This is a genomic window from Staphylococcus massiliensis CCUG 55927 (assembly GCF_000298075.1).
In the GTDB taxonomy this organism is placed as follows: Bacteria; Bacillota; Bacilli; order Staphylococcales; family Staphylococcaceae; genus Staphylococcus; species Staphylococcus massiliensis.
Genome location: NZ_JH815593.1, coordinates 1,720,068 through 1,746,904 on the forward strand (window position 1 = coordinate 1,720,068; position 26,837 = coordinate 1,746,904).

Below are 26,837 nucleotides of genomic sequence, written 5' to 3' on the forward strand. Positions count from 1 at the left end.
AAATATTTAATTCATTCACGTGAATACTATTGATATCCTACTGAAAATTTGCTATCATCATACAATAATTTACTTGCTCATATAATCTAAAGAATATGGCTTTAGAAGTTTCTACCGTGTTGCCTTAAACGACATGACTATGAGTAGCTATAAAATATACCGTGCTAAATCATGAACTCAATTGTACTTAATTGAGGGAATTTCTATATATTTATAGTTTACTTGTGTCCTGAGCCTCGTTTTGGTTTAGGACTTTTTTGTTATTTACGTATCGTTTTACGATGACAGGTGAGGTAAGTTTTAAAGCGATTGAAATACTGAAATATGGTATGGTTAAGGCGTACGGTAAATTAAAATTGTTGAATCTTAGCATGCAATCTCATAGGCTTTTCAAAATGAATAAATTGTCATCATTAACCTATCAACAAATTGAGCAAAATGTGAAATAATATAGTTAATAATATTGAATGGAGGCTTTATCGTAATGTGGGAAAATAAGTTCTTAAAAGAAGCTTTAACGTTTGATGATGTATTACTTATTCCAGCTAAATCAGATGTACTACCTAAAGAGGTAGATTTAAGTGTTGAATTATCAGATCGTATTAAATTACAAATTCCAATTATTTCAGCAGGTATGGATACAGTAACAGAATCAAAAATGGCAATCGCAATGGCACGTCAAGGTGGTTTAGGTGTAATTCACAAGAATATGAATATCGAAGACCAAGCTGACGAAGTTCAAAAAGTAAAACGTTCAGAAAATGGTGTCATTACGAATCCATTCTACTTAACGCCAGAAGAAAGCGTATATAAAGCAGAAGCTTTAATGGGTAAATATCGTATTTCTGGTGTACCAATCGTTGATAATGAAGAACATCGTAAATTAGTAGGTATTATTACAAATCGCGACCTACGTTTTATTGAGGACTTTTCAATTAAGATTTCAGACGTGATGACGAAAGAAGGCCTCATCACTGCGCCAGTTGGCACAACGCTTGATGATGCTGCTGAAATTCTTCAAAAGCACAAAATCGAAAAACTTCCATTAGTAGAAGACGGTATTTTACAAGGGTTAATTACGATTAAAGATATTGAGAAAGTTAGTGAGTATCCTTATTCAGCAAAAGACGAACAAGGCCGCTTATTATGTGCAGCCGCTATTGGTATTGCGAAAGATACAGACATTCGTGCTGAGAAATTAGTTGAAGCGGGTGTTGATGCACTTGTAATCGATACTGCACATGGTCATTCTCAAGGTGTAATGGATCAAGTTCGTCATATTAAATCTAAATTCCCAGAAATTACTGTAATCGCTGGTAACGTTGCGACTGCAGAAGCGACTAAATCTTTATATGAAGCTGGTGCTGATGTTGTTAAAGTTGGTATCGGTCCAGGTTCAATTTGTACAACTCGTGTCGTTGCTGGGGTAGGCGTTCCTCAAATCACAGCGATTTATGACTGTGCGACTGAAGCACGTAAACATGGTAAAGCGATTATCGCAGACGGTGGTATCAAATTCTCAGGTGATATCGTTAAGGCTTTAGCAGCTGGTGGTCATGCAGTAATGTTAGGTAGCTTACTTGCAGGTACTGAAGAAAGCCCTGGCTTAACTGAAATGTTCCAAGGTAGACAATATAAAGTTTATCGCGGTATGGGATCACTTGGCGCTATGGAAAGTGGTTCAAACGACCGTTATTTCCAAGAAGATAAAGCACCTAAAAAATATGTTCCTGAAGGTATTGAAGGACGTATTGATTATAAAGGACCACTACAAGATACAATTTATCAATTAACTGGTGGCGTTAAGAGCGGTATGGGTTACACAGGTAGCCGTAACTTAGAGAAATTACGTGAAGAAGCTCAATTTACACGTATGAGCCCAGCCGGCTTAGCAGAAAGTCATCCACATGACGTTCAAATTACGAAAGAATCACCAAACTACTCATTCTAATTGATAAAGGAGTCAAATGATTATGGAAATGGCAAAAGAACAAGAGTTAATTCTTGTCCTCGATTTTGGTAGCCAATATAACCAATTAATTACAAGACGTATCCGTGAAATGGGCGTCTACAGTGAATTGCACGATCATGAAATTTCTATTGATGAAATTAAGAAATTAAATCCTAAAGGTATCATTCTTTCAGGTGGTCCAAATTCAGTATATGAAGAAGGCTCATTTACGATTGATCCTGAAATTTATAACTTAGGTATTCCAATTTTAGGTATCTGTTACGGTATGCAACTTACGACTAAATTATTAGGCGGAAAAGTTGAACGTGCGAAAGAGCGTGAGTATGGTAAAGCAATTATTAATGCCAAATCTGACACTATTTTCCACGGGTTACCAGATACGCAAAATGTTTGGATGAGTCATTCTGATAAAGTCATCGAAATTCCTGAAGGTTTCGAAGTGATTGCAGATAGTCCAAGTACGAACTTTGCTGCGATTGAAGATAAATCACGCCGTATTTACGGTGTTCAATTCCATCCAGAAGTGCGTCACTCTGAATATGGTAATGCGTTACTTGAGAACTTCGTCCGCCGTGTATGTGAATGTACAGGTGAATGGACTATGGAAAACTTCATTGAGCTTGAAATTGAGAAGATTAGAGCACAAGTTGGCGACCGTAAAGTCTTATGTGCAATGAGTGGTGGCGTTGATTCATCTGTAGTTGCAGTGCTACTTCATAAGGCAATTGGCGATCAATTAACTTGTATCTTCGTTGACCATGGTCTACTTCGTAAAGGTGAAGGCGACATGGTTATGGAACAATTCGGTGAAGGATTTAACATGAATATTATTCGTGTTAACGCCGAAGAACGCTTCATGAGTAAGTTACAAGGTGTGTCTGATCCTGAAAAGAAACGTAAGATTATCGGTAATGAATTCGTTTACGTCTTTGATGATGAAGCATCAAAACTTGAAGGTGTAGATTTCTTAGCTCAAGGTACTTTATATACAGACGTAATTGAGTCTGGTACAAAAACAGCACAAACAATTAAATCACACCATAACGTAGGCGGTTTACCTGAAGACATGGAATTCGAGTTAATCGAACCTATTAATACGTTATTCAAAGATGAAGTTCGTGCATTAGGTATCGAACTAGGTATTCCTGAACATTTAGTATGGCGTCAACCATTCCCTGGTCCAGGTCTTGGTATCCGCGTACTAGGTGAAATTACGGAAGACAAACTTGAAATCGTACGCGAATCAGACGCGATTTTACGTGAAGTTATTCGTGAGGAAGGTCTTGAACGTGAGATTTGGCAATACTTCACAGTATTACCTGACATCCGCTCAGTAGGTGTTATGGGTGACTACCGTACGTATGACTATACGGTTGGTATCCGTGCCGTTACGTCTATTGACGGTATGACAAGTGACTTTGCGAGAATCGATTGGGAAGTCTTACAAAAGATTTCAAGTCGTATTGTAAACGAAGTGGATCACGTAAACCGTGTAGTGTATGACGTGACATCTAAACCACCAAGTACAATTGAGTGGGAATAATATAGACTATGAAGTGCCCCTTAGGCGATTGCCTGAGGGGCTTTTTGAGTTGGAGGATTAAGGTTGGTATAAGGTTTAGTTGGGTTTGAAACTTGATGAGTAGGTCGTGATCAAGTCTCAGGGGGTTTGAAACTTGATGAGCAGGTCGTGATCAAGTCTCAGGGGGGTATAACCCCCTAATGAGTCTTAAATGACTCAAGTCATTCATATTCAATCATCACTTATTGACTTAGACTTATGGTCCTTAATATAAACTTTAACCATTGCGATGGAAATCCAGCTCACTAATAATATAGGTAGTATTATGATATTCATCAAACTTACATCTAACAAATTTGTTGAAATACTTAGATGCTTTAGTTCCTTAAGCGTGTCTTTTGAAGAAGTGAAGAATTGATAAAGTGTAAAAAATATAGTTGTCCATTGAATGTAATACTCTAACACCATGATTAATAATTCATTATAATGATTCATATTCATTATTAGTCTCACGAGATAGAAATTAATAAGACCTGAGAGTAATATGATTATTAAACCGAGGACGAAAATACTACTTACATCATTGAGTATAACGGCAAATATGTAATAAGTTATTAGAGATGAGATAGTTATAGAAATAAACGCGCTCATAACCATAAAAATAGCTGAGATAAAAGCTTTAAGAAATAGAAGTTTGTCTTTATGTTTCCCCGATAAAAATCCAGTAAGCAAAAAAAGAATCAATATGGTTAATATATTTATCCAAACCATGCAATAACCTACCTTTCCGAATGGGTGTTATAGAAGTTTATTCATATGAAAAACCTTGCTTTTAGTTTCATAGGTAAGAGTTTTACACATGAAGTATCTACTTATAACTTTAGAATGAGTATTTGTCTTAAATTTGATTTATTTTGATATCCTAGACAATACTATATTTAGTTAAATAACCATTGCAATAGTTACGCAAACCCTCAAATTATTATAATAATATCGCCACAAATATATTAATATTTCAAAATAATATTAAATAAACTATGTTTATTTCTAATTCATATCTTAGTACTGTGATATAATAGAATTAACAATAATTTACAGAGGTGGCACATATCGGTACGGAGTTAATTATTTTAATATTAGGAATCTTACTATTTACAGCGGTTGTGACAACGACGCTTTCTAATAAATTAGGACTGCCTTCTCTTATCGTGTTTCTGGCGGTCGGCATGTTTATGAACATCTTTTATAAATTTGATAATGCATACCTTGCGCAATTAATCGGTTATATCGCACTAGTCATTATTTTGTTTGATGGTGGTATTCAAACGACGAAACAAACGGTTAAACGTGCAATATCGTATGCTTCAATTTTAGCGACTATTGGTGTATTAATTACGAGTTTAATCGTGGCTTTAGGTACGATGTTCATCTTAAATATGTCATGGCAGCATAGCTTACTTGTTGGTGCAATCGTTGGTTCTACAGACGCAGCTGCAGTTTTCAGTATTTTAGGTAACAAACGTATATCTCCAAAGATTAAAAGTATTCTCGAAGTTGAGTCGGGGACGAATGACCCGATGGCGTTATTCCTTACTATCACAATGATTAGTATTATTACGATGCCAGATGCTTCAATCTTCAACTACATGCTCATGTTTATCTGGCAAATGTTAGGTGGCGCTTTATTAGGCCTTTTAGTCGGATACTTAACATTAAAACTTATCAATTTTATCACTTTAGAAGCGACCGGTTTATATCCAATTTTAGCGATTACACTCTCATTTATCACATTCGGTATAGCTTCATACATCCATGTTAGTGGACTTCTTTCAGTTTATGTATTTGCTTTATTCTTGGGTAATCATCCTTTAAGTTATCGCACAAGCATCATTCGTTTTGGCGAAAGTTTCGCATGGATTGGTCAGATGGCCATGTTCATACTACTTGGGTTACTTGTTTTCCCAACCAATCTCGTTTCTGTCATGTGGGAAGGTCTACTTATCGCATTAGTTCTCATGATTATCGCAAGACCTCTAAGTGTATGGTTAACGCTTAGTTTCACAGATCTTAAGCCTAAGGAACTTTGGTTTATTTCATGGGCAGGTTTACGAGGTGCGGTACCTATCATTTTAGCAACGTACGCCTTGCTTGATGGCGTTAAAGAAGCGAACTTGATCTTTAATGTCGTATTCTTCGTAGTTTTATTAAGTGCGTTACTGCAAGGTATGACGTTAGAACCATTAGCGAATAAGTTAGGATTGAGTAAAGGTGAAGCGGTGACGTCGCCATATCAATTTGATATGCTCGCTAGCGAAGTATCTAAAGTGGAAATCAGGGAGTATATTATTCGTTCTCACTCTAAATGGAACGGTAAAACTTTAGCCGATCTCGATTTACCTCGTCGCGTTAATATAAACGCAGTCGTGCGTGATGATGAGCTGCATATTCCTGACGGTAACTTTTCTTTAAAAGCCAATGATATTATCTATATACTTGCAGAAAAAGACATCCATCAAAAATTACACAAACTTCAACAAAAAGCAGAAACTCAGAAAGCATAATATGTATAAAGGGCACATTATAATGTGCTCTTTTTTAATTAATTATCAAAGGTATAAAACCTTAATGTAATTTTAAAAAATAATTCTTAATTAGAGTTGTAGAAATTTACGTTTTATTATATAATTATTTTCAATTATAGTAGTGGCGTTTTTAACCGCCTAATATTATAAGAAATTACTCATATATAGATAAATCCTTATGAGACTTTAGCTTTTTTTATCAAATCAGACACCATTACATGAGGAGAATGCATATGAACGATGAGAGTAATAAAAAATCTAATGATTCTAAAAAGATTTTGTTAATAGTAGGTACAATATTATTAATAGTTATACTAATAAGTATCATTTCAAATTCTAAGGATAATAATGAAAACGCTAATAAGACCAATACTGAGAACGTCTCTAATGAGTCTTCGAATTCTAAGTCCGAAGATTCTGATAGCACAGATGATGAAGAAATAGAAGATGAAAATGCTACTAGAGAGCAATTAGCCGCATTAAATTCAGCTAAAAGTTACTCTACCTTAATGCACATGTCTAAAGCAGGTATATTCGCTCAATTAACTTCAGAGTATGGAGAGAAATTCTCTGAACAAGATGCCCAATATGCTATAGATCATCTTAAAGTTGACTATAAGGAGAACGCAGTAGAGAATGCTAAGTCATATGCTAAAAATATGCATATGTCAAAAGTAGGATTGTACAAACAATTAACATCGGAATATGGAGAAAAATTCACAGCTGAAGAAGCTCAGTACGCAATTGATAATCTAGAAGTGGATTATAAGGAAAATGCTTTAAAAAGTGCGAAATCATATGCTAAAAATATGCATATGTCTACAAATGGTATATATGATCAACTCGTTTCAGAGTATGGAGAAGGGTTTACCCCTGAAGAAGCACAATATGCTATAGATCATTTAGATGATTAAAAAAACCGTGGCTTAGGCCACGGGTTTTTTTATGTTTGTTGTAAATCTTTCATCTTATCCAAAGTGCTTTTAAAAAGGAAACTTACATTTCACGATAGGATTTGGAAATATTACTACTGTAGCTTAATGTTATAAGGGCGTAAACAATAATCATGATTAAGATGCTAAAACTTTGATTATTGTGCGTTGTAATAGAATAGATTGTTAATACAGCAATGCCCATCACTAAAGCGATAATTGAGATCACGTACGTTGTCAGAAGTGATTTGAGACTCATGTAACGTTCGCCTTCGTCTATAGCTAATAACGGAGAACCTTGGTTTGGTGCATGTGGCGTACTATTGTCCTTATAAATTGTTTTAGCATTCCAAATTGAAATGAATTGATGTAAGACGAAAGGTAAGATCATGCCTACGATCGCTATAATCGACATTTGATTCATGAATGTGATGAGTGCCACGTTTAGTAGAGACACTACAAAGATCCATTTCATTATCATTCCAGTATGGCATCTTAGTTTAAGGTATTGTTTATGTTCATCGTCATCATCCGAATGTTTTAACAAGTTCATGTGTTTACGCTGCTTCATTAAAGTCAGGGCTAAAATGCTTTCAATAAGTAACGTAAGTATTGTAGAAACATAAATTAAATTAACTGAAATTAAATGCATTTCTGCAAGCACATACAAGGAAACAACGCTTAGTATGCTCACAATAGTTAATAAAATGATATTCCCTTTGTAAGTATTCAAGTTATTCCTCCTCTATGATAAATACATCTTCTACTGCTTCACCGAATATTCGAGATATCTTTACAACGGTCATGATTGACGGCATAAAATCATTACGTTCTATTAGCGAAATTGTTTGACGCGATACGCCAGCTTTTTTAGCAAGTTGCGTTTGATTGTAGCCATCTCGAGCACGGAGCTCTTTTAAACGATTTTTCATAATGTCATCCTCCACGGTCAATATACATCATATTAGTCAAAATGACAAATATATTAGTCAAATTTACGTATTTAAAAAGGATACTAATACTTTAGTATCCATCATCGATTTTAATTAATACGCGCTTTTCCTCATGATTGACGAAGACCTCGCCGTTATATGAAATGTTTGAGATCTTTAAGTAGCCGTCTACTTCTTTAAGAATGACACCTAATGTATCTTCCTCACGAATGACCGCGAACGTATTTTCATTCGTCACGATGTCGTAATCTTCCACGACGCACTGAATTTCTACTTCCCAACCTTTAAACGTCATAATTAGCCTCCTATAAATGTATAAATTAATTTCTCAATATAAAATATTAAATGTTTTGTTAGAGTATGTTTTTGTCATCAAATTGACAATTAAAATACTGAAAATATATTTTATTATAATCAAATATCTTATATATTATGATATAACACCAAAAGAAGATAGAAAAATTATATGCGAAATACATTGAATTTATTTCAGAGGTTGCACATTTATGCAGCTTTCTTTATTGCACCACTGTTAATTACCCTCACGATATCTGGAATAGGGTATCTGTATTTTCAGGATGTTGAAAAACAAATCTATCATGAAGCTTTATTCGAAGATAGTCACCAATCTTCCGAACAATCGATGAAAGACGCGGTTAAGGAAATCGAACATAAGTATCAAGGCTATCAAATCGATAAGGTCATGATTTTAGATAATCGATATAACGATCGTGTTGAGATCAGTAATCAAGATGGCGACACGAAGTATGTCTTTTTAGATAAAGACCACCAAATTGTAACCGATCAAAACGCAAGATGGACATACGCGAACATTATGCGAGACTTCCATAGTTCGTTACTAACGCGTAATACGGTTCTGAATTACCTTGTAGAATTAACGGCTTGTTGGACCATCTTTATGATCGTTTCAGGTCTTTATATGCTTTTCAAGAAGCGGATTCATAAACAGAATGCCAAAGCACTTAAATTCCAAAAAATTCATGCGCTTATTGGTATGATCGTAGCGATACCGGTATTTCTACTGGTGTTAACAGGTTTACCTTGGTCCGCCTTCTCAGGAGACAAGATTCATAAACTATCGATGTCGAGTCCAAGCTTAGGTACGACTGAGACGACGGTTAACCCGCCTAAATCAGATGTGAATGAAATTCCGTGGGCGACGCGTAGTAGTAATGAGCCTAAATCAGATGAACATGCTGGGCACCATGCGAAGGGTCACCCTATCACTGATGGCGACCATCAATTGCCGATTGATACTATCATTGAAAAGGCGAATAAGAACAACGTCACAAAGCCTTATTCAATCGTTTATCCGACAAGCTCTGATGAAGCGTATACCGTTGCGAAGAGTAGTAACACCGGTATAACAGGTCTTGATGTGTCACCATATGAAGAAACGACGCTATACATCGACCAATATAGCGGTAAGAAGCTCGCGCAAGTGAACTACAATGAGTACGGTATTATCGGTAAATGGTTCTCATGGGGTATTCCGCTCCACGAAGGTCACTTATTCGGTATTGCGAATAAAATTATCAATACAATCGTTGCGCTCATGTTCCTTGGTGGTATCTTCTTCGGATTCTATTCTTGGATAAAACGTGTTGTGAAAGGTAATCAACAGATGCCTAAACGTACTAAGAAACCAATGTCTAAAGCAGTGATTGTGCTTATGGTTGTCTTAGGTCTACTCATGCCACTGTTCGGTGCATCGTTGATCATCATTTTAATGATTGAAGGTTTACTTAAATTAAAAAATCGAAAACATTCAGTTGAATAAAGATTGAGGTTGGAACTAAAATCAGGAAATACTGCTTTAAAGCTTTATTTCAATCAATTCCTTCAAACAGCATGCTTTCCTGGGGCGTGGCCGGAGCCTGTAGTCTCCGGACTTACGCTACTCCCCTAGGAGTCAGCTGTTTTTGGAATTGCGCTTTAGTTTCAATCTCTTTTTTATATATAAACAAGCCTTATAAGTTAAAGTATTTGTAATCAAATAAATATGAATAAACTTAAATTTAATCTTGTGAATTAAGTTAACTTTTGTTATAGTTTGTACTAATTAACTGAAATACACTTTACTGCTTAAAAGCGAAAAAGGATGATAAAATGAAACAAAAATCAGAGTGGAAGACGTCCACCGGTTTCATTCTAGCTAGCGCAGGGTCAGCGATTGGACTCGGCGCCTTATGGAAGTTCCCATATATGGCTGGTATGTATGGAGGTGGCGCGTTCTTACTCATGTTCTTAATCTTCACATTATGTGTTGGTTTACCATTATTAATCATGGAATTTATCGTTGGTAAAATGGGCAAAACGTATACCACCTATATCTATGAACGTCTAGTAGGGCGCAAATGGCTAAATATCATTGGTTGGAACGGTAATATCGCCGTGTTCCTCTTATTTGGCTTTTACAGTGTGATCGGTGGTTGGATTCTCATCTACATCATCAAGGTGTTGATGCAAATTATTGGTGTTGACCCTGGGCAGCTTGGTGATATTCACTTTGAAAGCATTATAGGGAACCCGGTGATTACGATGATTGCTCAAGGCGTCTTTATCGCATTGACGATGGCGATTGTTATGTTTGGCGTGGCGGATGGTCTTGAAAAGGCCTCTAAGATTATGATGCCGCTATTGTTCATATGTTTAATCTTGATCGTCGTTAAATCATTATCTTTAGAGGGTTCGATGGAAGGGGTACGCTTCTTTCTACAACCTAAACTCGATCAAATAAACCTAAATTCTATGCTCTTTGCTTTAGGGCAAGCTTTCTTCGCGTTATCGCTTGGTACGACAGGGATGATTACGTACGCAAGTTACGCGTCTAAAGAAATGACGGTGAAATCGTCGGCAACTTCAATCGTATTAATGAACGTTCTAATCTCAATTTTAGCTGGGCTTGCGATCTTCCCGGCACTTAAGAGCTTCGGTTATGAGCCTGAAGAAGGGCCTGGTCTCTTATTTAAAGTATTGCCGCGCGTATTTATGCATATGCAGTTCGGCGATATATTCTATGTCATATTCTTAGTGCTCTTCTTATTCGCGGCATTGACGTCCTCGATTTCATTACTTGAGTTAAATGTTTCTAATGTAACTAAGAATAACAACAATAAACGTTCCGTTGCGGCACTTCTCATTAGTGCGCTCGTGTTTATCATCGGTATTCCAGCGACGTTATCATTTAGCACGCTTAAGGACGTTCACTTCGGGGCAGGTACGATTTTCGATAACATGGACTTTCTCGTTTCAAACATTTTAATGCCACTTGGTGCTTTAGGTTCTACATTAATCGTAGGTCACTTACTTAATAAAGAAGCACTCCAAACATACTTCGGCAACGATAAGTTTAAGCTATTCAAACCATGGTACATCTTGATTAAGTTCATATTGCCAGTAGTCATTTTAATTATATTTATCATGCAATTAATATAGAAGACAGACGGGTCTGGGATATAATTCGTGAAATAGAGCATTTAAGCTTTATTTCATACAATTCTCATAACAGCTGACTCCTAGGGGAATAGCATGAGCCCGGAGACTACAGGCTCCGGCCATGCCCCAGGAAAGCATGCTGTTTATGAGAATTGTAGTATTATGTCCCAGATTCGTTTTTTCTCTTTGAAAAGCCCTAGATCTTAGAGGGCTTTTCATAAATGAAAAATTTAGATAATTAAGTTAATAGAAAATATTTAAATAAAGATGTGTTGAATTAGAATAAAAATATAAGATGTAGGGTCAGATAATGTTAAAGATAAATTTACATTTTGCATCATTGTTGTAACATAAACGTTATATAAATTCTATATAATTTTGTAGCCCATACGTGTATAATAAATGGTGTTCAATTACGTAAAGAAAAAATAGGGAGGTAACACCATGCCTAAGAAACTAGTAACTGCCATTATTGGGACTTCAGCACTATCAGGAATTGTTGCGCAACAAGCAGATGCTGAAAGTTATCGTGTACAAAGTGGTGATTCGCTATGGTCTATCGCCAATAAATTTAATACGTCTATCTCAGAACTCAAGTCACTGAATAACCTTACGTCTAATATGATTTTCCCGAATCAAGTGATTCAAGTTTCAAGTTCAAGCTCTAACGAAACGACTGCTAATAGCCAAACGACTTCAAGTTCATCATCTACATATACGGTTAAATCAGGAGATACTTTAGGTGCGATTGCGTATAAGCACGGCACTTCTTATCAAAAGTTAATGTCTCTAAATGGTTTATCAAGCACAATTATTTACCCTGGCCAAACGTTAAAAGTATCTGGTTCAGCGGCGACTACGACAACGTCGAACCAAACTGAAACTACAACTTCAGCTAATGGAACTTACACAGTTCAATATGGTGATTCTGTGTCATTAATCGCTTATAAACACGGTATGTCTTACCAAGAATTAATGCGCATTAATAACTTAAATAGCTATTTCATCTACCCAGGTCAAGTTCTAAAGGTATCTGGCAATAGTTCAACACCTACACCATCAACGACTACAACGACGCAAGCGCCGACAAGCGGTTACAATACACCAATTTTCAACCACAGTAACTTATATACTTGGGGTCAATGTACATGGCATGTGTTCAACCGTCGTGCTCAAGTAGGTAAAGGTATTAGTACGTACTGGTGGAATGCGAACGCGTGGGATTCAGGCGCTATAAGCGATGGTTACCGCGTGGATGGTACGCCAACTGTAGGTTCAATCCTTCAATCAGATCTTGGTTACTATGGTCACGTTGCGTTTGTTGAGCGTGTGAATAGTGATGGTAGCTTATTAGTTTCTGAAATGAACTATAGTGCTGCACCAGGAATTGCGACATACCGCACAATTCCGTCATATCAAGTTGGAAACTTCCAATATATTCATTAATATACAAATTAATTTCTAAAACAGCATGCTTTCCTGGGGCGTGGCCAAAGCCTGTAGTCTTTGGACTCACGCTACTCCCCTAGGAGTCAGCTGTTTGGAAATCAACATTATTGAAACTAACTTAATTTGCTCTAAAACTTATTTATAAATGAAATGAAACCTTCAAAGTATTCGATGCTTTGAAGGTTTTTTGTGTGGGAAATTATTGTTTTGAGTGCGGTTTAGTGCGGAAGCTTCTTTTTGAAAAGGCATGTGAACTTGCTATCGCTCGTTTTAGTGATATCGCAAGCTTAACATTAAACGTTATGCAGTCATTTTCCTTCTCTAAAAAGCACGACGTTTGGCAATCACGATTTATGTTTTTTAATACGTTTATAAATTGAATACGCACTGCCACCGACTCTAAGTAATCTAAAGAAGCGTTTATAGTTGCGCTTTACATTAAATGCGAAGAAGAATGTCGTAAGTGCATTAATTGCACTTAGCGCAATACTGATATATGTTAGCTTTTTGCTTTTCGAGCGGTAAACGTAACGATTGTAGAAGTCTGTAATGGTTTCAAAGACGGAAACGCCTCCGTTAAGTATGTTCCATGGAACTAAGCCAGCAAGTCTCTTAAGCACAGAATCACTCCTTTATGAGAATAATCAATGTAAATGTCATATACCCGTTCTTTGAAATTCGTATTAATGTCCATGGTATACTAGATACAATCATCATTTAGGAGGGGTATTGTGATACGTTGTGTATGTCTAGTCGAAGAGACAGATGACAAGATTCTGTTAGTACAGGTTCGTCATCAAGCGAAATATTATTTCCCGGGTGGTAAAATTGACGCTGGTGAATCATTAGAAGTTGCGTTACAACGCGAACTCAAAGAAGAATTACAACTTGATGTCAAAGTTGAAGATCTTACATATATCGGTAAGGTTGTAGGGGATGCGTACCCTCAGCCTGATACAGAAACAGAGCTTAATGGATTTAAATGTGTTACACCAATCGATTGGTCTCAAGTCGAGATAGATAATGAAATCACGGATATCAAATGGGTTTCGAAAGCGGATGATACTATCATAGCGCCTGCAGTACAAACTTGGATAGAAACCTTTTCATAAAAATAAGAGGTCGAACGTCGCGGAATAGTTCCGCACGTAGCGACCTCTTTTTAGGTTAAACATTGAGTGAGCGAGCCTGAATTATTTGTAAGTCGGGCAATTGCTTATGATTCGATATAACGTTTTAAGTGTTTCGCAGTATAAGAGTTTTCAACGTCGAGTAAGCCCTCAGGTTTACCGCTATACAGACATTTACCGCCATTCATACCTGCACCTGGGCCAATATCAATCAGCCAATCTGCATGCGTCATCATCGTCAGGTTATGTTCGATGAGAATGACCGTGTTGCCTTCTTCAATTAAGCGTAAGAAACAATCCAGTAGTACAGGGATGTCCATCTCATGAAGCCCTGTAGTCGGTTCATCAAACACAAATGTATGGTTCTTCGTTTCTTCCATAATATAGCGACTTAATTTCACACGTTGGATCTCACCGCCAGATAACGTGTCTAGTGATTGACCTAACGTCATGTAATATAGCCCTGTCTCTTTTACCGCATTCAAACGCTTCAATACTTTCGTTTCATTTTCAAAGAAGTCGAGTGCCTCTTCAACGGTAAGTGCCAAGATATCCGCAATTGAGTAACCATCCACTTTAGCTTTCAGTACTTCTTGGTCATAGCGTGTACCGTTACATACTTCGCACACCTGTGAAAAGTCTGGCATGAACGCTAACTCTGTTTTTAGGATGCCTTTACCATTACAATTTGGACACGCGCCTGCAGAGTTATAGCTAAATAAACTTTTCTTGAGACCTGTCTTTTTACTGAAGAAACTTCTTACCTCATCAAACACATCTAAATACGTTAATAAATTAGAACGGTTCGATGCATGAACAGGTTTTTGATCGATGAAAATTGTATCTGCTTCGTCTTTAAGACCTGCTTTAAGTAATGAACTCTTACCTGAACCGGCTACACCTGTGAGCACGGATAACGCGTGCTTAGGAATGTCTACAGATACATCTTGTAAGTTGTTCGCGCTGATGTTCTTAAGTGAAATATATGAGTCTGCTTCAATTGGGTTTGTCTTTAGCGCATGTTTATGGTGTAGGGCTTTTCCAGTGGCGGTATCCGACGCTAATAAAGCATCATAACTACCGGTAAAGGTGATTTCACCGCCGTTCTTACCTGCGCCCGGACCGATGTCGATAACGTGGTCGGCTTCTTTAATGACGTCGGGATCGTGCTCGACAATCATCACCGTGTTCCCTTTATCGCGAATTGACGCCATGATCTTGTTAATCTTCTCAATGTCCTCTGGATGCAGGCCAACACTTGGTTCGTCGATGATGTAGACTAAATCTGCGAGCGGGCTATTAAGGTGTCGAATGAGCTTAATACGTTGAGATTCACCGCCTGATAAGGTTGTTGTTTCGCGACCAAGCGTTAGGTAATTGAGCCCAACATAGCTCAGTGATTCGAGCTGCTTGAGAAGCGGATCGATGATAAATTTCGCCGTCTTATCGTCAATGTCCTTTAGGAATGGAATCGTTTCATCAATCGTTAAATTCGTGAACTCAGCGATGTCCATGCCATTAATTTTACAACTCAAGACTTTCTGATTAAGGCGTTTACCGTGACACGTCGGGCAGTCTTTCTTCGTCACGACGCGGTCCACGTCCTTCTTGAAACGCTTCTTCTCAAAGTTATCACTGAGTAGGAACGAACGTCTGAAACGATGTACGAGACCTTCGAATTTCGCGGTACGTGGCCAATTTTCAGGCGGATTCTTAAGTTTCGTCGGCTTCGTGTAAAGAAACGTATCAAGTTCTTCCTTCGTATAATCTTTCAGTTTCTTATCATTATCGAAAAGCCCTGTATATAAGTAACGCTTACCTCGCCAGCTATCAGGTCTAAATGATGGGAATTTAATCGCATCTTCATTAAGCGAACGGTCGAAATCTAGTAATTCATTTAAATCAATATCTTCAACATAACCGAGCCCCTGACACGTTTCACACATGCCATTTGGATTATTAAATGAGAAGACATCTGAATAACCGACAAACGGTTCACCTAGTCGTGACCAAAGTAGGCGAACGGACGCATAAATGTCAGAAATTGTACCGACTGTTGAACGAGAATTACCGCCTAAACGCTTCTGATTGATGACCATTGCGACTGGTAATTGTTCGATTGAATTTACTTCAGGTTTTTCATACTGTGTGAGCTGGTGTTGCACGTAACTTGAGTACGTCTCATTTAAAAGACGTTCAGATTCAGCCGCAAGTGTATTGAAAACAAGCGATGACTTACCAGATCCTGAGCGCCCTGTAAACACAGTTAATTGATGTTTAGGAATTTCAACATCTATATTTTTAAGGTTATTTTGTTTCGCGCCTATAACACGTATGTTAGACATCTTAGTTCCCCCAATTTTATCATTATATTCTATGTATATCGCAATGCGGATTCGGTTTCAAATAGATGGTTCTATTTCCTAGGAAAAGTTGGGGGAAGGATTGGCGGTTTGGATCGGTTTTGATAGGTGTTGAGCTGGGATATGGTTTGGAAATAGGTGAGTAGGTCGGTTGATGTAATGTGAGTATGGTTGATAATAGTGGTGAGATTTGATGGTGAATCCGTGATCAAGTCTCAGGGCGGTTGAAACTTGATGAGTAATCCGTGATCAAGTCTCAGGGCGGTTGAAACTTGATGGTGAATCCGTGATCAAGTCTCAAGGCGGTTGAAACTTGATGAGTAATCTGTAATCAAGTCTCAGCACCAACTTGTAACAATTATGAGGACGACCGATGGCTTTGAAGGGCTTTTCAAGATGGGGAAACACTTTAAAAGATAGGCATAAAAGTAACGAATTTAAAGGGCCTTTCAAGAAGCATAAAAAAGAAGCAAGTATACGGATGAACTTGCTTCTAGGACTAGGTGCGATGGTTGGAATTGTAGACCATGCGTCGGTAGAGTGATTTGAAGAAAGCGTTTGATTTAATCGATTTCGCGAGTTGGTCTGATATGAGGAGACCGAGTGCGATTGCGCCCGCTATGAGTACCGCGCGGATAAAGTTGTTCAGTGACACATGGAAATCGAGTGTCACAAGCTCACGTGTTGCTTCGAATGCGAGACCGCCTGGTACAAGCGGAATGATGCCTGGAATCATGAATAACACGACGGGCGCTTTCTTAAGTTTGGCCATGAAATGACTCACTAAACCGAGCACTAAGCTACCGCACAGACTTGCATATATTGTATCTATATTTAGAAAAGTTGATAATAGATAAAATGTTGTGTAGCCACAAGCACCTGTAATACCTGCCTGGAGGAACAATTTACGCGGTGCGTTGTAGATGTGCGAGAATTCAATGGATGCGATGAAACTTAATAGAATGTGTAAGACAACTGACATACGTTCCTCCTCTTAATTAATTAGTAGAGATATAGCGATTCCAGTGCCGATTGCGAACGACGTTACAAGTGCTTCAAGGAATTTCGCGGTGAAAAGTAACATGTGACGCCCGAATAAATCTTGTATGGCAGTGGTAATCAAGACACCGGGGACGATGGGCATAACGCCTGCGATGACAATGGCGCCAATCTGTGTTTCGGGTGCTAACTTGTGGCCTAGGACGCTTAAGCTACCGACAATCATCGACCCAATGAGCTCGGGTATAAATAGCGATGTATGTTTCATCTTCATCATTTCGACAATGATAAATCCGATAATTCCTGCGATTACTGCAGTGAAGACGTTGATGAAATCGCCACCCTGTAAATATAGGAAGCAGAATGAAATGATACCTGCCGAAAGCGATTTACACCATAGCGGATAGTCGAAAAGCGTCGTGTTCATTGCCCGAAGCATGCGATCAGCTTCTTGAATAGAAATATGGCCGGCCACGAGTTTACGTGAGATTTCGTTAACTTGGTAAATCTTGAATAGATTCGTGCTATTTTGATCAATTCGTACAATCTTATGCTTCGTATCTTCATCTAAAGTAAAGTGAATCAAGAAATTAATGACGTAACCCTGGCATTCTTTATAGCCTAAGCTTCGCGCCATGCGAAACATCGTATCCTCAACACGAGACGTTTCAGCGCCAGATTGTAGAAGGATACGACCCGCTAACAATATCGTATTCGCGACATCCTTTTTCGAGAATTGAATTTCTGACAAGTTAGCACCTCCTTCATTCCAATTTTTAACAGTTTATTCATAACCGAAATTTTAATCATTCTAACCTACAATTTATATTTATTTCAAAAATAAATGTTGTGATTCGCTTTTCTTGGAATACGAAGGAGCTTGAATACTGTGATGGCGGTGTTTATCGCGTACTCATACTTTAGGTTGAGTCCTATGTTCATAAGTGCCGCATCTTTAAAAAGACGTGTCCGTAAAAGTACGAACACGTCAGGTAGATGTTGGTGGATTCATGATTTCTTTGAGTTATATAATTCAACAAGCGTTAAGGACAGGGACGAAAAGGTTCAAATCGCATTTATCTAGGTGAAACATAGAGTTCATTCTTAGCTTGAAACGACCATCTTTGGCGTATTGGAGAGAAATTCTATATACCGCTCAATATCAATATCGTGGTCTACGAAGATAATACGACCGCCAACACGTGTATTCTCTGGCTTAACTTGATGCAAGCGATTGTAATGATGGGTCTTTGAAGCAAAGTAGCCGGTCGTATAGTTCAAGTCGTCCGAAATACATAATTCGCCAGCTACCTGATCACTGAAATTAATACAACTTGTTAAGGACAACGCTTCTTTAATGCGTTTTGACATAAACGATGCGTATCGCATCGATAACTCTAATTTTAAATCATCGCTTACGCCAAATGTCGTTACTCGAATGCCTTTAGAACCCGAGTTATCAAGGCGTTCGCCGGTTTCCTTATCTAATATGATTGCGCCTCGATAAATCGTATTGTTATGCAAGTAGGCTAATCCAGTCTCAAGGGCTTTTGCTGAGATGGCATGATCTGAAGCGAGTGTTTCCAAAGCCACTTGATGATCGACGATATGTAGACACGGAATGTCGACGGGCGTCGTAGCAACTCTTTCGACCTTTATATTAAGGAAGTCCGCATCACCATTTGAATGCTGGAACCCCTTCTTGAAAAGGGCCGTGAGCTCTTGGTCAACTTGCTCCTTTGAACAAAGCGTTTCACCGCCACTAATGTGCGTAGCGTCTTTATTCGCCCGCATCTTGATGCTGTACATGTTAAACACCTATCTTTCTTCAAAATTTGAAAGTGTCGTTAGGAAGTTATCGATATCAGACTTCGTATGCATCGAAGTTAAACTTAAACGTATCATCGGCGTTTCGACCGTTGGATAACGAAAGAAACTTGTGAGAAAGCCATGCGCTTTCAAGTACGCATGCACTTTAAAGCCGTTCTCGATATCGTTAACAGGAATGGCCTTGATTGGCGCAAGTGTAAAGGGTTCCGCTTTGAAAAGCGCTGCATACTGACGATTAAAATAGGAACTTAGCGCTTTGAGGTCAGACTGCCGGTAGGTTTCAGATTGATATATATCCAATAAGTGGCGTAGTTGAATGAGATTATAATTCGGCAGGCAACCTGAGTAAATGAACGAACGCCCTTTGTTGATAATCAAGTCATGCATCATGGTATCTCTTGTCATGATTAAGCCACCAAAGGCACCGAGCGCCTTCGATAAACTGGACGTAAGTATGTCGACTGCGTCATAAGATTGAAACATGTTAAGACCTAGGCCATGCGCATCATCTAAGATAATGTAGGTATCTTGATAGTTATCCTTTAAATGTTTCAATTGATCAATATCTACCATATCGCCATTGGTTGAGAAAATAGAATCACTTACGATTATTTTAGTCGTATGAGGGTATTTAGCCAGTTCATCTTCAAGGGTGTTGTAATCAAGGTGCGGGTACACGACGGTTTCTAAACGGTTTAACTTGATGCCATCAATAATACTCGCGTGATTCTTCTCATCTGAAAAGACCATAACGTGCGGTTCGTTACGAAAGATACTAAATGCAGCAAGATTCGCGGCGTACCCAGATGTCGTAATCAGACTATGTTTAAACTGAAATATCGCGCTCATATCATGTTCAATTGCTTCATATAAATAGGTGTTCCCACTCACTAAGCGGGAACTGGCATAATGCATACCGACATCTTTAAGTGTCGCATCCATATCTGTCGCGCGTGAACACTGGCCGAGCCCTAAGTAATCGTTTGACGTAAAATTAATATACGTATCGGTCTCCGTACGAATTGTGGCCTGATCTACTTTGTTAAAGGATGTAAGTTCTCGGTATAGGCCTTGGTCTTTGATACGTTGAAGTGAGGCCTCGAAATCCATTTACGCTTCACCTAGTACATCGAAAAGTGCCTCTTTAAACGTACGCGTCATCGTTTTAATTTCATCTTCAGACATGTTTAAAATTGGCACGAACGTTACCACATTTTCAATGTTACGAATCATTAAACCACGTGCTTTACATGCTTTGATGATCGCCTCAACTTTAGGTATTTCAAGGGTAGTTTGGCTGTCTTTATCAGCTACAAGCTCAACACCATACATTAAACCGCGTCCGCGAACATTGCCTACGTTCGGATGCATTGAAAGGGCGTTTAAATCATCAGCTAAAATTTGAGATGTCTGTTGTATGTGTTCGATGAGCTTTGTTTCTTCATATAATTTAAGGTTTTCAAGCGCGACGCTACATACAACTTGATTGCCTGTATACGTATGACCGTGGAAGAAAGTTTTCTTCGCATGTTCATCACTTAGAAATGCGTCATAGATTTTATCAGACGTTAACGTTGCTGCGAGAGGCACATAACCGCCTGTAATCGCTTTGCCTAAGCACATAATGTCAGGGTTTACGTCTTCATGGTAAGCCGCAAACATTTCACCTGTACGACCAAAGCCTACCGCAACTTCGTCTGTAATTAATAACACGTCATATTTACGACAAAGTGTTTCTACGCCTTTTAAGAAACCTTTCGGGTGCACAAATAACCCAGTTGCCCCTTGAATAAGTGGTTCAATTACGAAACCTACAATTTCATCGTGATGGGCTTTTAAAATGGTCTCAATCTGATCTAAAATGTGATCCATCATCTCTTGTTCAGAATCATAATTTGATTTGTAGAAGCATGGTGTCTCGACCTTGATGTTCTCGAAGATGAGGTCCTTAAAGATTGAATGGAAGACATCAATGCCGCCAACACTCACCGAACCTAACGTGTCACCGTGATAGCCATTTTTGAGCGTTAAGAATTTACGCTTGTTCGCATACTTCTCTTTATCTAAGTTCTTCCAGTATTGGTACGCCATTTTAATCGCGATTTCAACTGAGGCACTCCCAGTATCTGAATAGAAGACCTTCTGAAGGTTAGAAGGTGTAATTTCAACAAGCTTCTTCGCTAGCTCGATTGATGGAATATTAGATGCGCCCAGTAATGTTGAATGTGCGATTAAATCGAGTTGATCGGTAATTGCCTGTTTAAGGCGAGGGTGGTTGTGCCCGTGAACATTGACCCAAAGCGATGCATAACCGTCTAAATATCGGTTGCCGTCAATGTCGTATAAATAACTGCCGTCGCCCTTTTCAATAATGATAGATGTGTCCGCGTCATATGTGCCCATTTGAGTGAAAGGGTGCCATACGTAATTCATATCGTCTTTATGTAATGTTTCTTTTTTATTCATAATTGCCTCCTAAAATTTCCTGTAATAAAGGTTTTGAAATATCTGAATCTGTACCATTAGTTTTGAAAGTGAATATATCTTGATTCACTAATTTTTGACTTGTCGATAAATTATCCTGTTCAACTTCTGAACCATCGTATCGATTCATCACAAGTATGTTTTGTGGTAAATGATGCATATTTATAAATGATTGATGCATGTAAATATCGTTAATCGCACCTAACTTTGAAGGTAGGACGCTAATAAATTTATCGGACGTTTCGTCGATTAAGTCTGCCGTCATGTAAAAGTCTTGATCCCCTTCATATATCGGCACCCCTATGCCACCAGCGCCTTCTATCAATACGATGTCGTACGCATTCTCAAGCTGTCTTAATTTCTCAAGGACTTTTGAAATATTGAAATGTTGGTCTTGCTCTTGTTTAAAAGCCAAATGCGGTGACACTGGATTCTTAAAGGTGTATAACGATGTCGTGTCATAATCCAACTGACATTCTTGTCGATACGCTTCAAGATCTGGAAACGTGCCATCTTCTAACATTTCCGTTTGAAAAGGCTTATAAATCACGGTGTGATAGCCTTCTTTAACTAAGCGTTTAAATAGTTTAACCGTAAAATAGGTTTTGCCTACATCGGTATTTGTACTTGTTATAAATATTTTCATGCAAATTGACCTCTTCTGTGTGTATTTTTAAGTTTCTGAATAATGAAGGTTGTTAAAATACATAAAATGATATCGCCAGGCATACTCAATAGCACGATGCCTGTAATTACATCTTGTAATGATACGGCCTGTTGAACGACGACGTTCATGATGACGTAGAAGTGCACACACCCAAATATGTAAATCACGATCGTTCCTAGAATATGAACGCCTAAAAGATTTAAGAATGTCGTACGTCTCAATTTTTGAATACATAGATTCATAACGATACTTGCGATTAAAAACCCTACTAAAAAGCCAAATGTAGGTTTAATGACATAAAAAATGCCGCCACCTTGGCTAAATACGGGAAGGCCGATAAGTCCCATTAATATGTATAAAGCTTGGCTAGATGCTGCAACCTTCAAACTGAATAGCGCACTTACGATAAAGACCACGACAATTTGTAATGAAAAAGGTATAGGTCCTAAATTAAAGCGAATAAAACTTGCGATAATCGTAAGCGCCGTAAATAAACTAATCATCACTAAAGTTTTAGTCTGCATGATGTCTCCTCCTTAGGTGTAAAAACTTAAATTGTAAACCAAATATAATTATAGGTTTACAATTAGAATATGACAAGTATTTCCTCGTTCATGTATAGTATGGGTATAAGAAAGAGAAATGTTTAAAAAGGGATGATCGGGATGTTTCAAGCAATTTTGCACGGCGTATTATTAGCGTTTGGACTCATATTACCGCTAGGCGCGCAGAATGTATTCGTCTTCAATCAAGGGGCAAATCATAAGAAGTTTGTGAAAGTACTTCCAGTGGTTATAACAGCAGGATTTTGTGACACGTTACTCATTGTTTTAGCAATACTTGGCGTTTCACTCATTTTATTATCCATGCCCGTATTACAAATTGTGATTTATATCATAGGTTTAGCCTTTTTATTATATATGGCTTGGTCGTTATGGCGGGAAAAGCCCTCTAAGTTGGACAACATTGAACCTATGAAACCTTCTAAGCAAGTAGGATTTGCGCTTTCAGTTTCATTACTTAATCCTCATGCCATTATGGATACAATTGGTGTTATTGGTACAAGCGCATCTGTATATACTGGCCCAGAAAAGATTGCATTTACAATTGCTACAATTTTAGTGTCGTGGTTATGGTTTATAGCATTAGCGCTACTCGGTAAAATGCTAGGTACAGTAGATAAAACAGGGAAGTATATTATTATATTAAATAAAATTTCAAGCATCATTATTTTAATCGTAAGTTTGATTATCTTAAAAAATCTCATTCAATTATTCTAAGTGAGTTAAAAAGTAAAGATAGAATACTATCTCTACTACTCACTAGATATGAATAATTAAACCTTAAATGTATAGTGTTCTTTAAAAGCAATTTATCCTTACACAAAGAATCCCCAAATAGCTGACTCCTAAGTGTGGGGTCCCTAGCTTCCATTAAGATGAACAAAGAAGCCAAAGCTTCTTTGTAAGTCCAACTACCAAACTGAAGTTTGAGTTGGACTTTACAGGAAAGCATGCTATTTGGGGATTTTAAAATATTCTTTAATAAAATTATTGTTACGCCTATCTTCTAAATGTAATCGATTATTTCAAGGTCTTTTTAATGAGATAAGCGGTAATGTAAGCAGTGATTGGAATGCTGATGCCAATCGCGATACCGCCAAGTAGAATTGATATCAGTTCTTGTACAAAAATCTTCGCATTCATTAAATGTTCGAAACTATAGTTTAGTTTAAAGAACCAAAAGCATAACGTTAACTCACTACCAACAAACGCAAGGTAAATCGTATTCGCTGAAGTTGCTAGAATTTCTTTACCGACACGGATACCGGAACGATAGAGTTCCTTTAAGTTAAGTGAACGATTGGTTTGATAGAGCTCATACATCGGCGAACTTATCGTAATCGTGAGGTCAATGACCGCTGTAATGACAAGTAAAGCAGTCGTAAAGACCATAAACGCTTCGAAATCAATGCCAATGTTCATCGAATAAATAGACGTTTCCTCCTGTTGTTCAGTCGTAAAGCCTTGTAAGTGACCGAGTCGCGTTGTTAAGAATATCGACCCCATCAGTACTACCATCGTTATCATTGTCGCGATAAACGCGGCCTGTGTCTTTAAGTTGTAACTATTTAAAAGGAATAAGTTTATGGCCGCAATGACGATACAAAAAATGATCATAACGATGTAAATCGGTATATGTACGGCTATAGCTACGACAGCTATTAAGAGTACGACAAAGTTTAAAAATAAAGCGAAGAACGATTTAGCACCTTTTTTACCTCCAAAAATAAGCATGAGTACAAATAAAATGAGTAATAAAATTAAAATTGCGTTCATGCTTTGTCACCTCGCTTTTGGCGCCAAAGTCGCATGAGTAATAACGTTATCGGAATCGTGATAACAATGCCTATACCACCCGTTATCGCACGCGCCACCTCAAGTGACCAATTCATCGAAATTGTATACGTGATTGTATTACCATTACGTAAATAAATTAAGAACATAGGTAAGCTTCCTGCTAAATAAGAGAATAAGAGTATATTCGTCATTGTTCCCATAATATCTTGACCAATGTTCTGACCAGCTTTCATAAAGGCTTTGGTGCTAATGTGTGGTGAACGTTGATGAATTTCATACATGCCACTAGCGATGGTAATTGCTACATCCATGACAGCACCTAGTGAACCGATAAGAACCGACGATAAAAAGATCGTCTTAGGTGGCATTGTGAGAAAGCTTAGTGTTTCGTATTTAATACCGCTTCCTTTAGTAAGTTGAATGACGAGCGCTAAGATACCTATCGAGATAAAGGTGCCAAGTAACGTGCTTAGAATTGTAACGAGCGTGCGTTTCTTAAATCCTGTAACCAGTAATAATGTAATAATCGTCGAAATCACTGTCATGACTGACATAATTACGAATAAATTGAGCGCCAACATATGTTGATGTAACCATATCGCTAGGAAGATGAGCGCAGTATTGATGACAAGCGACAGTATGGATGTTAAACCAATTTTACGCCCTACAAAGAGGAGTGTTAATAAGAAAAAGCCAAGTACTGCGATTACGAGCGTATCGCGTTTCTTTTCAAGAATGTAAGGCTGACTGTCTCCTTTAGATAGGTGTAATAGCACTTTATCCCCTTTACGATACGTTCCAAATTCACTCTTAGATTGGTTGTATGAGTGTGAGACTGAATAGGTTTTATCTTTATTGTCTGTGTTCAATAATTGAATTTTAAGACGGTCGGTATACTTCGTATCATGATTTTTGTGTTCGTCGGTAACAGATTCCTTTTTCACGTGTGTAATATCTGTCACTTTACCAACTGGTGTCTGATACATAAAGGCATTCATCATGGTAAACACGATAAGCAATAGATACACTAGAACCGCGATCATAAAAGCATGTTTAAACGTCAATTTATGTTTCAAAGTAAGACTCCTTCAAATCAGAATTTAAGGTAGATTATATCGAATTCGGTACGTATTTTAAAATAAAACTCAGTAATAGGTTGTTTCCTTACTTAATAATGTGTGAATAAGCGCAATTAGTTCACTGAGATAAGGTTTCTGATTATCCCGTCTAAACGTAACACCTACCGACCGTCTTAATTCTGTATGATCAAGATTTAAAAAACGGCCCACTTCTAATGGTTGTTTTAACGATAAATGCGTTGGAAAAATAACGATGCCTTTATTTTCAAGAATAATATGTCGAATGAATCCTTCTGTAGTCAATGTGATGACTTCATTTGAGACGTCGCGATAAAGTATTTGGTGAATATCTGAAGGTAATTCATCATATTGAAAAAGTGTATAAGGCTTTAATTGAGCGAGTGTCGGTCGTTCGGTTAGTGCTAAAGGATGCGATTTATGAACGAGTAGGTGGTAAAACTCTTCATATAAAATGTGATGTTCGTAAATATCTTGTTTTAAGAGTTTAGGTAACGACCCTGAAATTGCGATGTCGATATCTCGTGTTTGTAACTGATGTTCAATGTCAGCGTTACTTAAAGCACTTGGAATAACCGTCATGGTTAAATCCTTTTCAAAGGATTGGATGAGTCCAGGTAAGACTTGTTCGATGGCACCTCTTTGATATCCAATTCGTATGACGTCGTGGGTTGATGATGTGTTGATTTGAAATCGTGATGTTGTGTGTTCGATTCTTTCGATAATCGCGCGTGCTTCCTCTAGAAGTAAATGGCCGTCGTCGGTCAATTTGATATTACGTCCGATACGCTTAAATAATGTAACGTGTAGTTCCTTTTCAAGTTGTGCGATTTGTCTACTCACAGCGGATTGTGCCACGTTTAAATATAAAGCTGCTTCAGAAATATGTTCACGTTCTGCGACTGCAATAAAATACCTCAGCTGTTTAATCTCCATTTTGATGCCTCTTTTCATCTATCTAATAAATAGATAGGTTTCATCTAATTTATATATTGTAACGATAAATGAGTTTCTTTATAGTTATTATACGTTTATATT

Annotated in this window: 25 protein-coding genes and 1 riboswitch; of the genes, 9 read left to right on the forward strand and 16 right to left on the reverse strand. The window is 37.8% G+C overall.

Annotated elements, in window-relative coordinates; genetic code table 11:
* Positions 1-57 precede the first annotated feature (57 nt).
* Positions 58-160, forward strand: a riboswitch (purine riboswitch).
* Between the two features lie 324 nt (positions 161-484).
* Both guaB and guaA read left to right on the forward strand, forming a co-directional pair.
* On the forward strand, positions 485-1,951 hold the full coding sequence (gene guaB / locus A33S_RS0108470; protein WP_009383340.1) for an IMP dehydrogenase: 1,467 nt from the start codon (positions 485-487) through the stop codon (positions 1,949-1,951).
* 22 nt (positions 1,952-1,973) lie between these two features.
* Entirely contained in the window at positions 1,974-3,515 is a 1,542-nt protein-coding gene (gene guaA, locus A33S_RS0108475) for a glutamine-hydrolyzing GMP synthase (RefSeq protein ID WP_017176743.1), read from the forward strand.
* Positions 3,516-3,725: 210 nt separating this feature from the next.
* On the opposite strand, the gene A33S_RS12640 is transcribed toward guaA, so the two are convergent.
* On the reverse strand, positions 3,726-4,265 hold the full coding sequence (locus A33S_RS12640; RefSeq protein WP_009383342.1) for an SA1002 family membrane protein: 540 nt from the start codon (positions 4,263-4,265) through the stop codon (positions 3,726-3,728).
* Positions 4,266-4,594: 329 nt separating this feature from the next.
* On the opposite strand from A33S_RS12640, the gene A33S_RS0108485 reads away from it, so the two are divergent.
* A complete protein-coding gene (locus A33S_RS0108485) occupies positions 4,595-6,055 on the forward strand; it encodes a potassium/proton antiporter (RefSeq protein WP_017176744.1) in 1,461 nt (486 codons plus the stop codon).
* Between the two features lie 296 nt (positions 6,056-6,351).
* Entirely contained in the window at positions 6,352-6,990 is a 639-nt protein-coding gene (locus A33S_RS0108490) for an Ltp family lipoprotein (RefSeq protein WP_476663013.1), read from the forward strand.
* Between the two features lie 82 nt (positions 6,991-7,072).
* Here A33S_RS0108490 and A33S_RS0108495 read toward each other — a convergent pair whose 3' ends face one another.
* From A33S_RS0108495 to A33S_RS0108505, 3 genes are all read right to left on the reverse strand, one after another.
* Positions 7,073-7,741, reverse strand: coding sequence for a DUF3169 family protein (locus tag A33S_RS0108495; RefSeq protein WP_009383346.1), 669 nt, complete (start codon positions 7,739-7,741; stop codon positions 7,073-7,075).
* Between the two features lies 1 nt (position 7,742).
* A complete protein-coding gene (locus tag A33S_RS0108500) occupies positions 7,743-7,940 on the reverse strand; it encodes a helix-turn-helix transcriptional regulator (protein ID WP_009383348.1) in 198 nt (65 codons plus the stop codon).
* Between the two features lie 91 nt (positions 7,941-8,031).
* Complete coding sequence (locus A33S_RS0108505) at positions 8,032-8,256, reverse strand: hypothetical protein (protein ID WP_009383350.1); 225 nt, start codon at positions 8,254-8,256, stop codon at positions 8,032-8,034.
* A 171-nt stretch (positions 8,257-8,427) separates the two neighbouring features.
* On the opposite strand from A33S_RS0108505, the gene A33S_RS0108510 reads away from it, so the two are divergent.
* The 3 genes from A33S_RS0108510 (at position 8,428) to A33S_RS0108520 (ending at position 12,866) form a co-directional block, all read left to right on the forward strand.
* Entirely contained in the window at positions 8,428-9,762 is a 1,335-nt protein-coding gene (locus tag A33S_RS0108510; protein WP_009383352.1) for a PepSY-associated TM helix domain-containing protein, read from the forward strand.
* A 329-nt stretch (positions 9,763-10,091) separates the two neighbouring features.
* Complete coding sequence (locus tag A33S_RS0108515; protein ID WP_009383354.1) at positions 10,092-11,420, forward strand: sodium-dependent transporter; 1,329 nt, start codon at positions 10,092-10,094, stop codon at positions 11,418-11,420.
* A gap of 444 nt (positions 11,421-11,864) precedes the next feature.
* Positions 11,865-12,866: a LysM peptidoglycan-binding domain-containing protein gene (locus A33S_RS0108520; protein WP_009383356.1), complete on the forward strand. Its 1,002-nt coding sequence runs from the start codon at positions 11,865-11,867 to the stop codon at positions 12,864-12,866.
* A gap of 347 nt (positions 12,867-13,213) precedes the next feature.
* Here A33S_RS0108520 and A33S_RS0108525 read toward each other — a convergent pair whose 3' ends face one another.
* Positions 13,214-13,489: a hypothetical protein gene (locus A33S_RS0108525; RefSeq protein WP_009383358.1), complete on the reverse strand. Its 276-nt coding sequence runs from the start codon at positions 13,487-13,489 to the stop codon at positions 13,214-13,216.
* A 111-nt stretch (positions 13,490-13,600) separates the two neighbouring features.
* Here A33S_RS0108525 and A33S_RS0108530 point away from each other — a divergent pair, with 111 nt between their 5' ends.
* Positions 13,601-13,981: an NUDIX hydrolase gene (locus A33S_RS0108530; RefSeq protein WP_009383359.1), complete on the forward strand. Its 381-nt coding sequence runs from the start codon at positions 13,601-13,603 to the stop codon at positions 13,979-13,981.
* A 104-nt stretch (positions 13,982-14,085) separates the two neighbouring features.
* Here the strand turns inward: A33S_RS0108530 and A33S_RS0108535 are convergent, their stop codons facing one another.
* From A33S_RS0108535 to A33S_RS0108570, 8 genes are all read right to left on the reverse strand, one after another.
* Complete coding sequence (locus A33S_RS0108535; RefSeq protein WP_009383360.1) at positions 14,086-16,344, reverse strand: ATP-binding cassette domain-containing protein; 2,259 nt, start codon at positions 16,342-16,344, stop codon at positions 14,086-14,088.
* Positions 16,345-16,861: 517 nt separating this feature from the next.
* Positions 16,862-17,344 carry a threonine/serine exporter family protein gene (locus tag A33S_RS0108540; RefSeq protein WP_009383361.1) on the reverse strand — a complete coding sequence of 161 codons (483 nt, stop codon included), beginning with the start codon at positions 17,342-17,344 and terminating at the stop codon, positions 16,862-16,864.
* A 12-nt stretch (positions 17,345-17,356) separates the two neighbouring features.
* Positions 17,357-18,112: a threonine/serine exporter family protein gene (locus A33S_RS0108545; protein ID WP_009383362.1), complete on the reverse strand. Its 756-nt coding sequence runs from the start codon at positions 18,110-18,112 to the stop codon at positions 17,357-17,359.
* Positions 18,113-18,465: 353 nt separating this feature from the next.
* A complete protein-coding gene (locus tag A33S_RS0108550) occupies positions 18,466-19,170 on the reverse strand; it encodes a 6-carboxyhexanoate--CoA ligase (protein ID WP_009383364.1) in 705 nt (234 codons plus the stop codon).
* Positions 19,171-19,179: 9 nt separating this feature from the next.
* The gene (locus A33S_RS0108555; RefSeq protein ID WP_009383365.1) at positions 19,180-20,301 is read right to left on the reverse strand and encodes an aminotransferase class I/II-fold pyridoxal phosphate-dependent enzyme; all 1,122 of its coding nucleotides are present in this window, start codon (positions 20,299-20,301) and stop codon (positions 19,180-19,182) included.
* Positions 20,302-21,657, reverse strand: a complete 1,356-nt coding sequence (gene bioA / locus A33S_RS0108560; RefSeq protein WP_009383366.1) for an adenosylmethionine--8-amino-7-oxononanoate transaminase — start codon at positions 21,655-21,657, stop codon at positions 20,302-20,304.
* The gene (gene bioD, locus A33S_RS0108565) at positions 21,650-22,321 is read right to left on the reverse strand and encodes a dethiobiotin synthase (protein ID WP_009383367.1); all 672 of its coding nucleotides are present in this window, start codon (positions 22,319-22,321) and stop codon (positions 21,650-21,652) included. Before bioD ends, bioA begins: the two co-directional genes overlap by 8 nt.
* Positions 22,318-22,866 (reverse strand): biotin transporter BioY, encoded by a 549-nt coding sequence (locus A33S_RS0108570; RefSeq protein ID WP_009383369.1) that lies wholly within the window; start codon positions 22,864-22,866, stop codon positions 22,318-22,320. The genes bioD and A33S_RS0108570 overlap by 4 nt, the downstream gene beginning before the upstream one ends.
* 141 nt (positions 22,867-23,007) lie before the next feature.
* Here A33S_RS0108570 and A33S_RS0108575 point away from each other — a divergent pair, with 141 nt between their 5' ends.
* Positions 23,008-23,622 carry a LysE/ArgO family amino acid transporter gene (locus A33S_RS0108575; protein WP_009383372.1) on the forward strand — a complete coding sequence of 205 codons (615 nt, stop codon included), beginning with the start codon at positions 23,008-23,010 and terminating at the stop codon, positions 23,620-23,622.
* A gap of 303 nt (positions 23,623-23,925) precedes the next feature.
* Here A33S_RS0108575 and A33S_RS0108580 read toward each other — a convergent pair whose 3' ends face one another.
* The 3 genes from A33S_RS0108580 to gltC all read right to left on the reverse strand — a co-directional run bounded on the left by A33S_RS0108580 (position 23,926) and on the right by gltC (position 26,735).
* Positions 23,926-24,681: a YibE/F family protein gene (locus tag A33S_RS0108580; RefSeq protein WP_009383374.1), complete on the reverse strand. Its 756-nt coding sequence runs from the start codon at positions 24,679-24,681 to the stop codon at positions 23,926-23,928.
* Positions 24,678-25,745 (reverse strand): YibE/F family protein, encoded by a 1,068-nt coding sequence (locus A33S_RS0108585; RefSeq protein WP_193765459.1) that lies wholly within the window; start codon positions 25,743-25,745, stop codon positions 24,678-24,680. Before A33S_RS0108585 ends, A33S_RS0108580 begins: the two co-directional genes overlap by 4 nt.
* Before the next feature lie 102 nt (positions 25,746-25,847).
* Positions 25,848-26,735 (reverse strand): glutamate biosynthesis transcriptional regulator GltC, encoded by an 888-nt coding sequence (gene gltC / locus A33S_RS0108590; RefSeq protein ID WP_009383376.1) that lies wholly within the window; start codon positions 26,733-26,735, stop codon positions 25,848-25,850.
* Positions 26,736-26,837 lie beyond the last annotated feature (102 nt).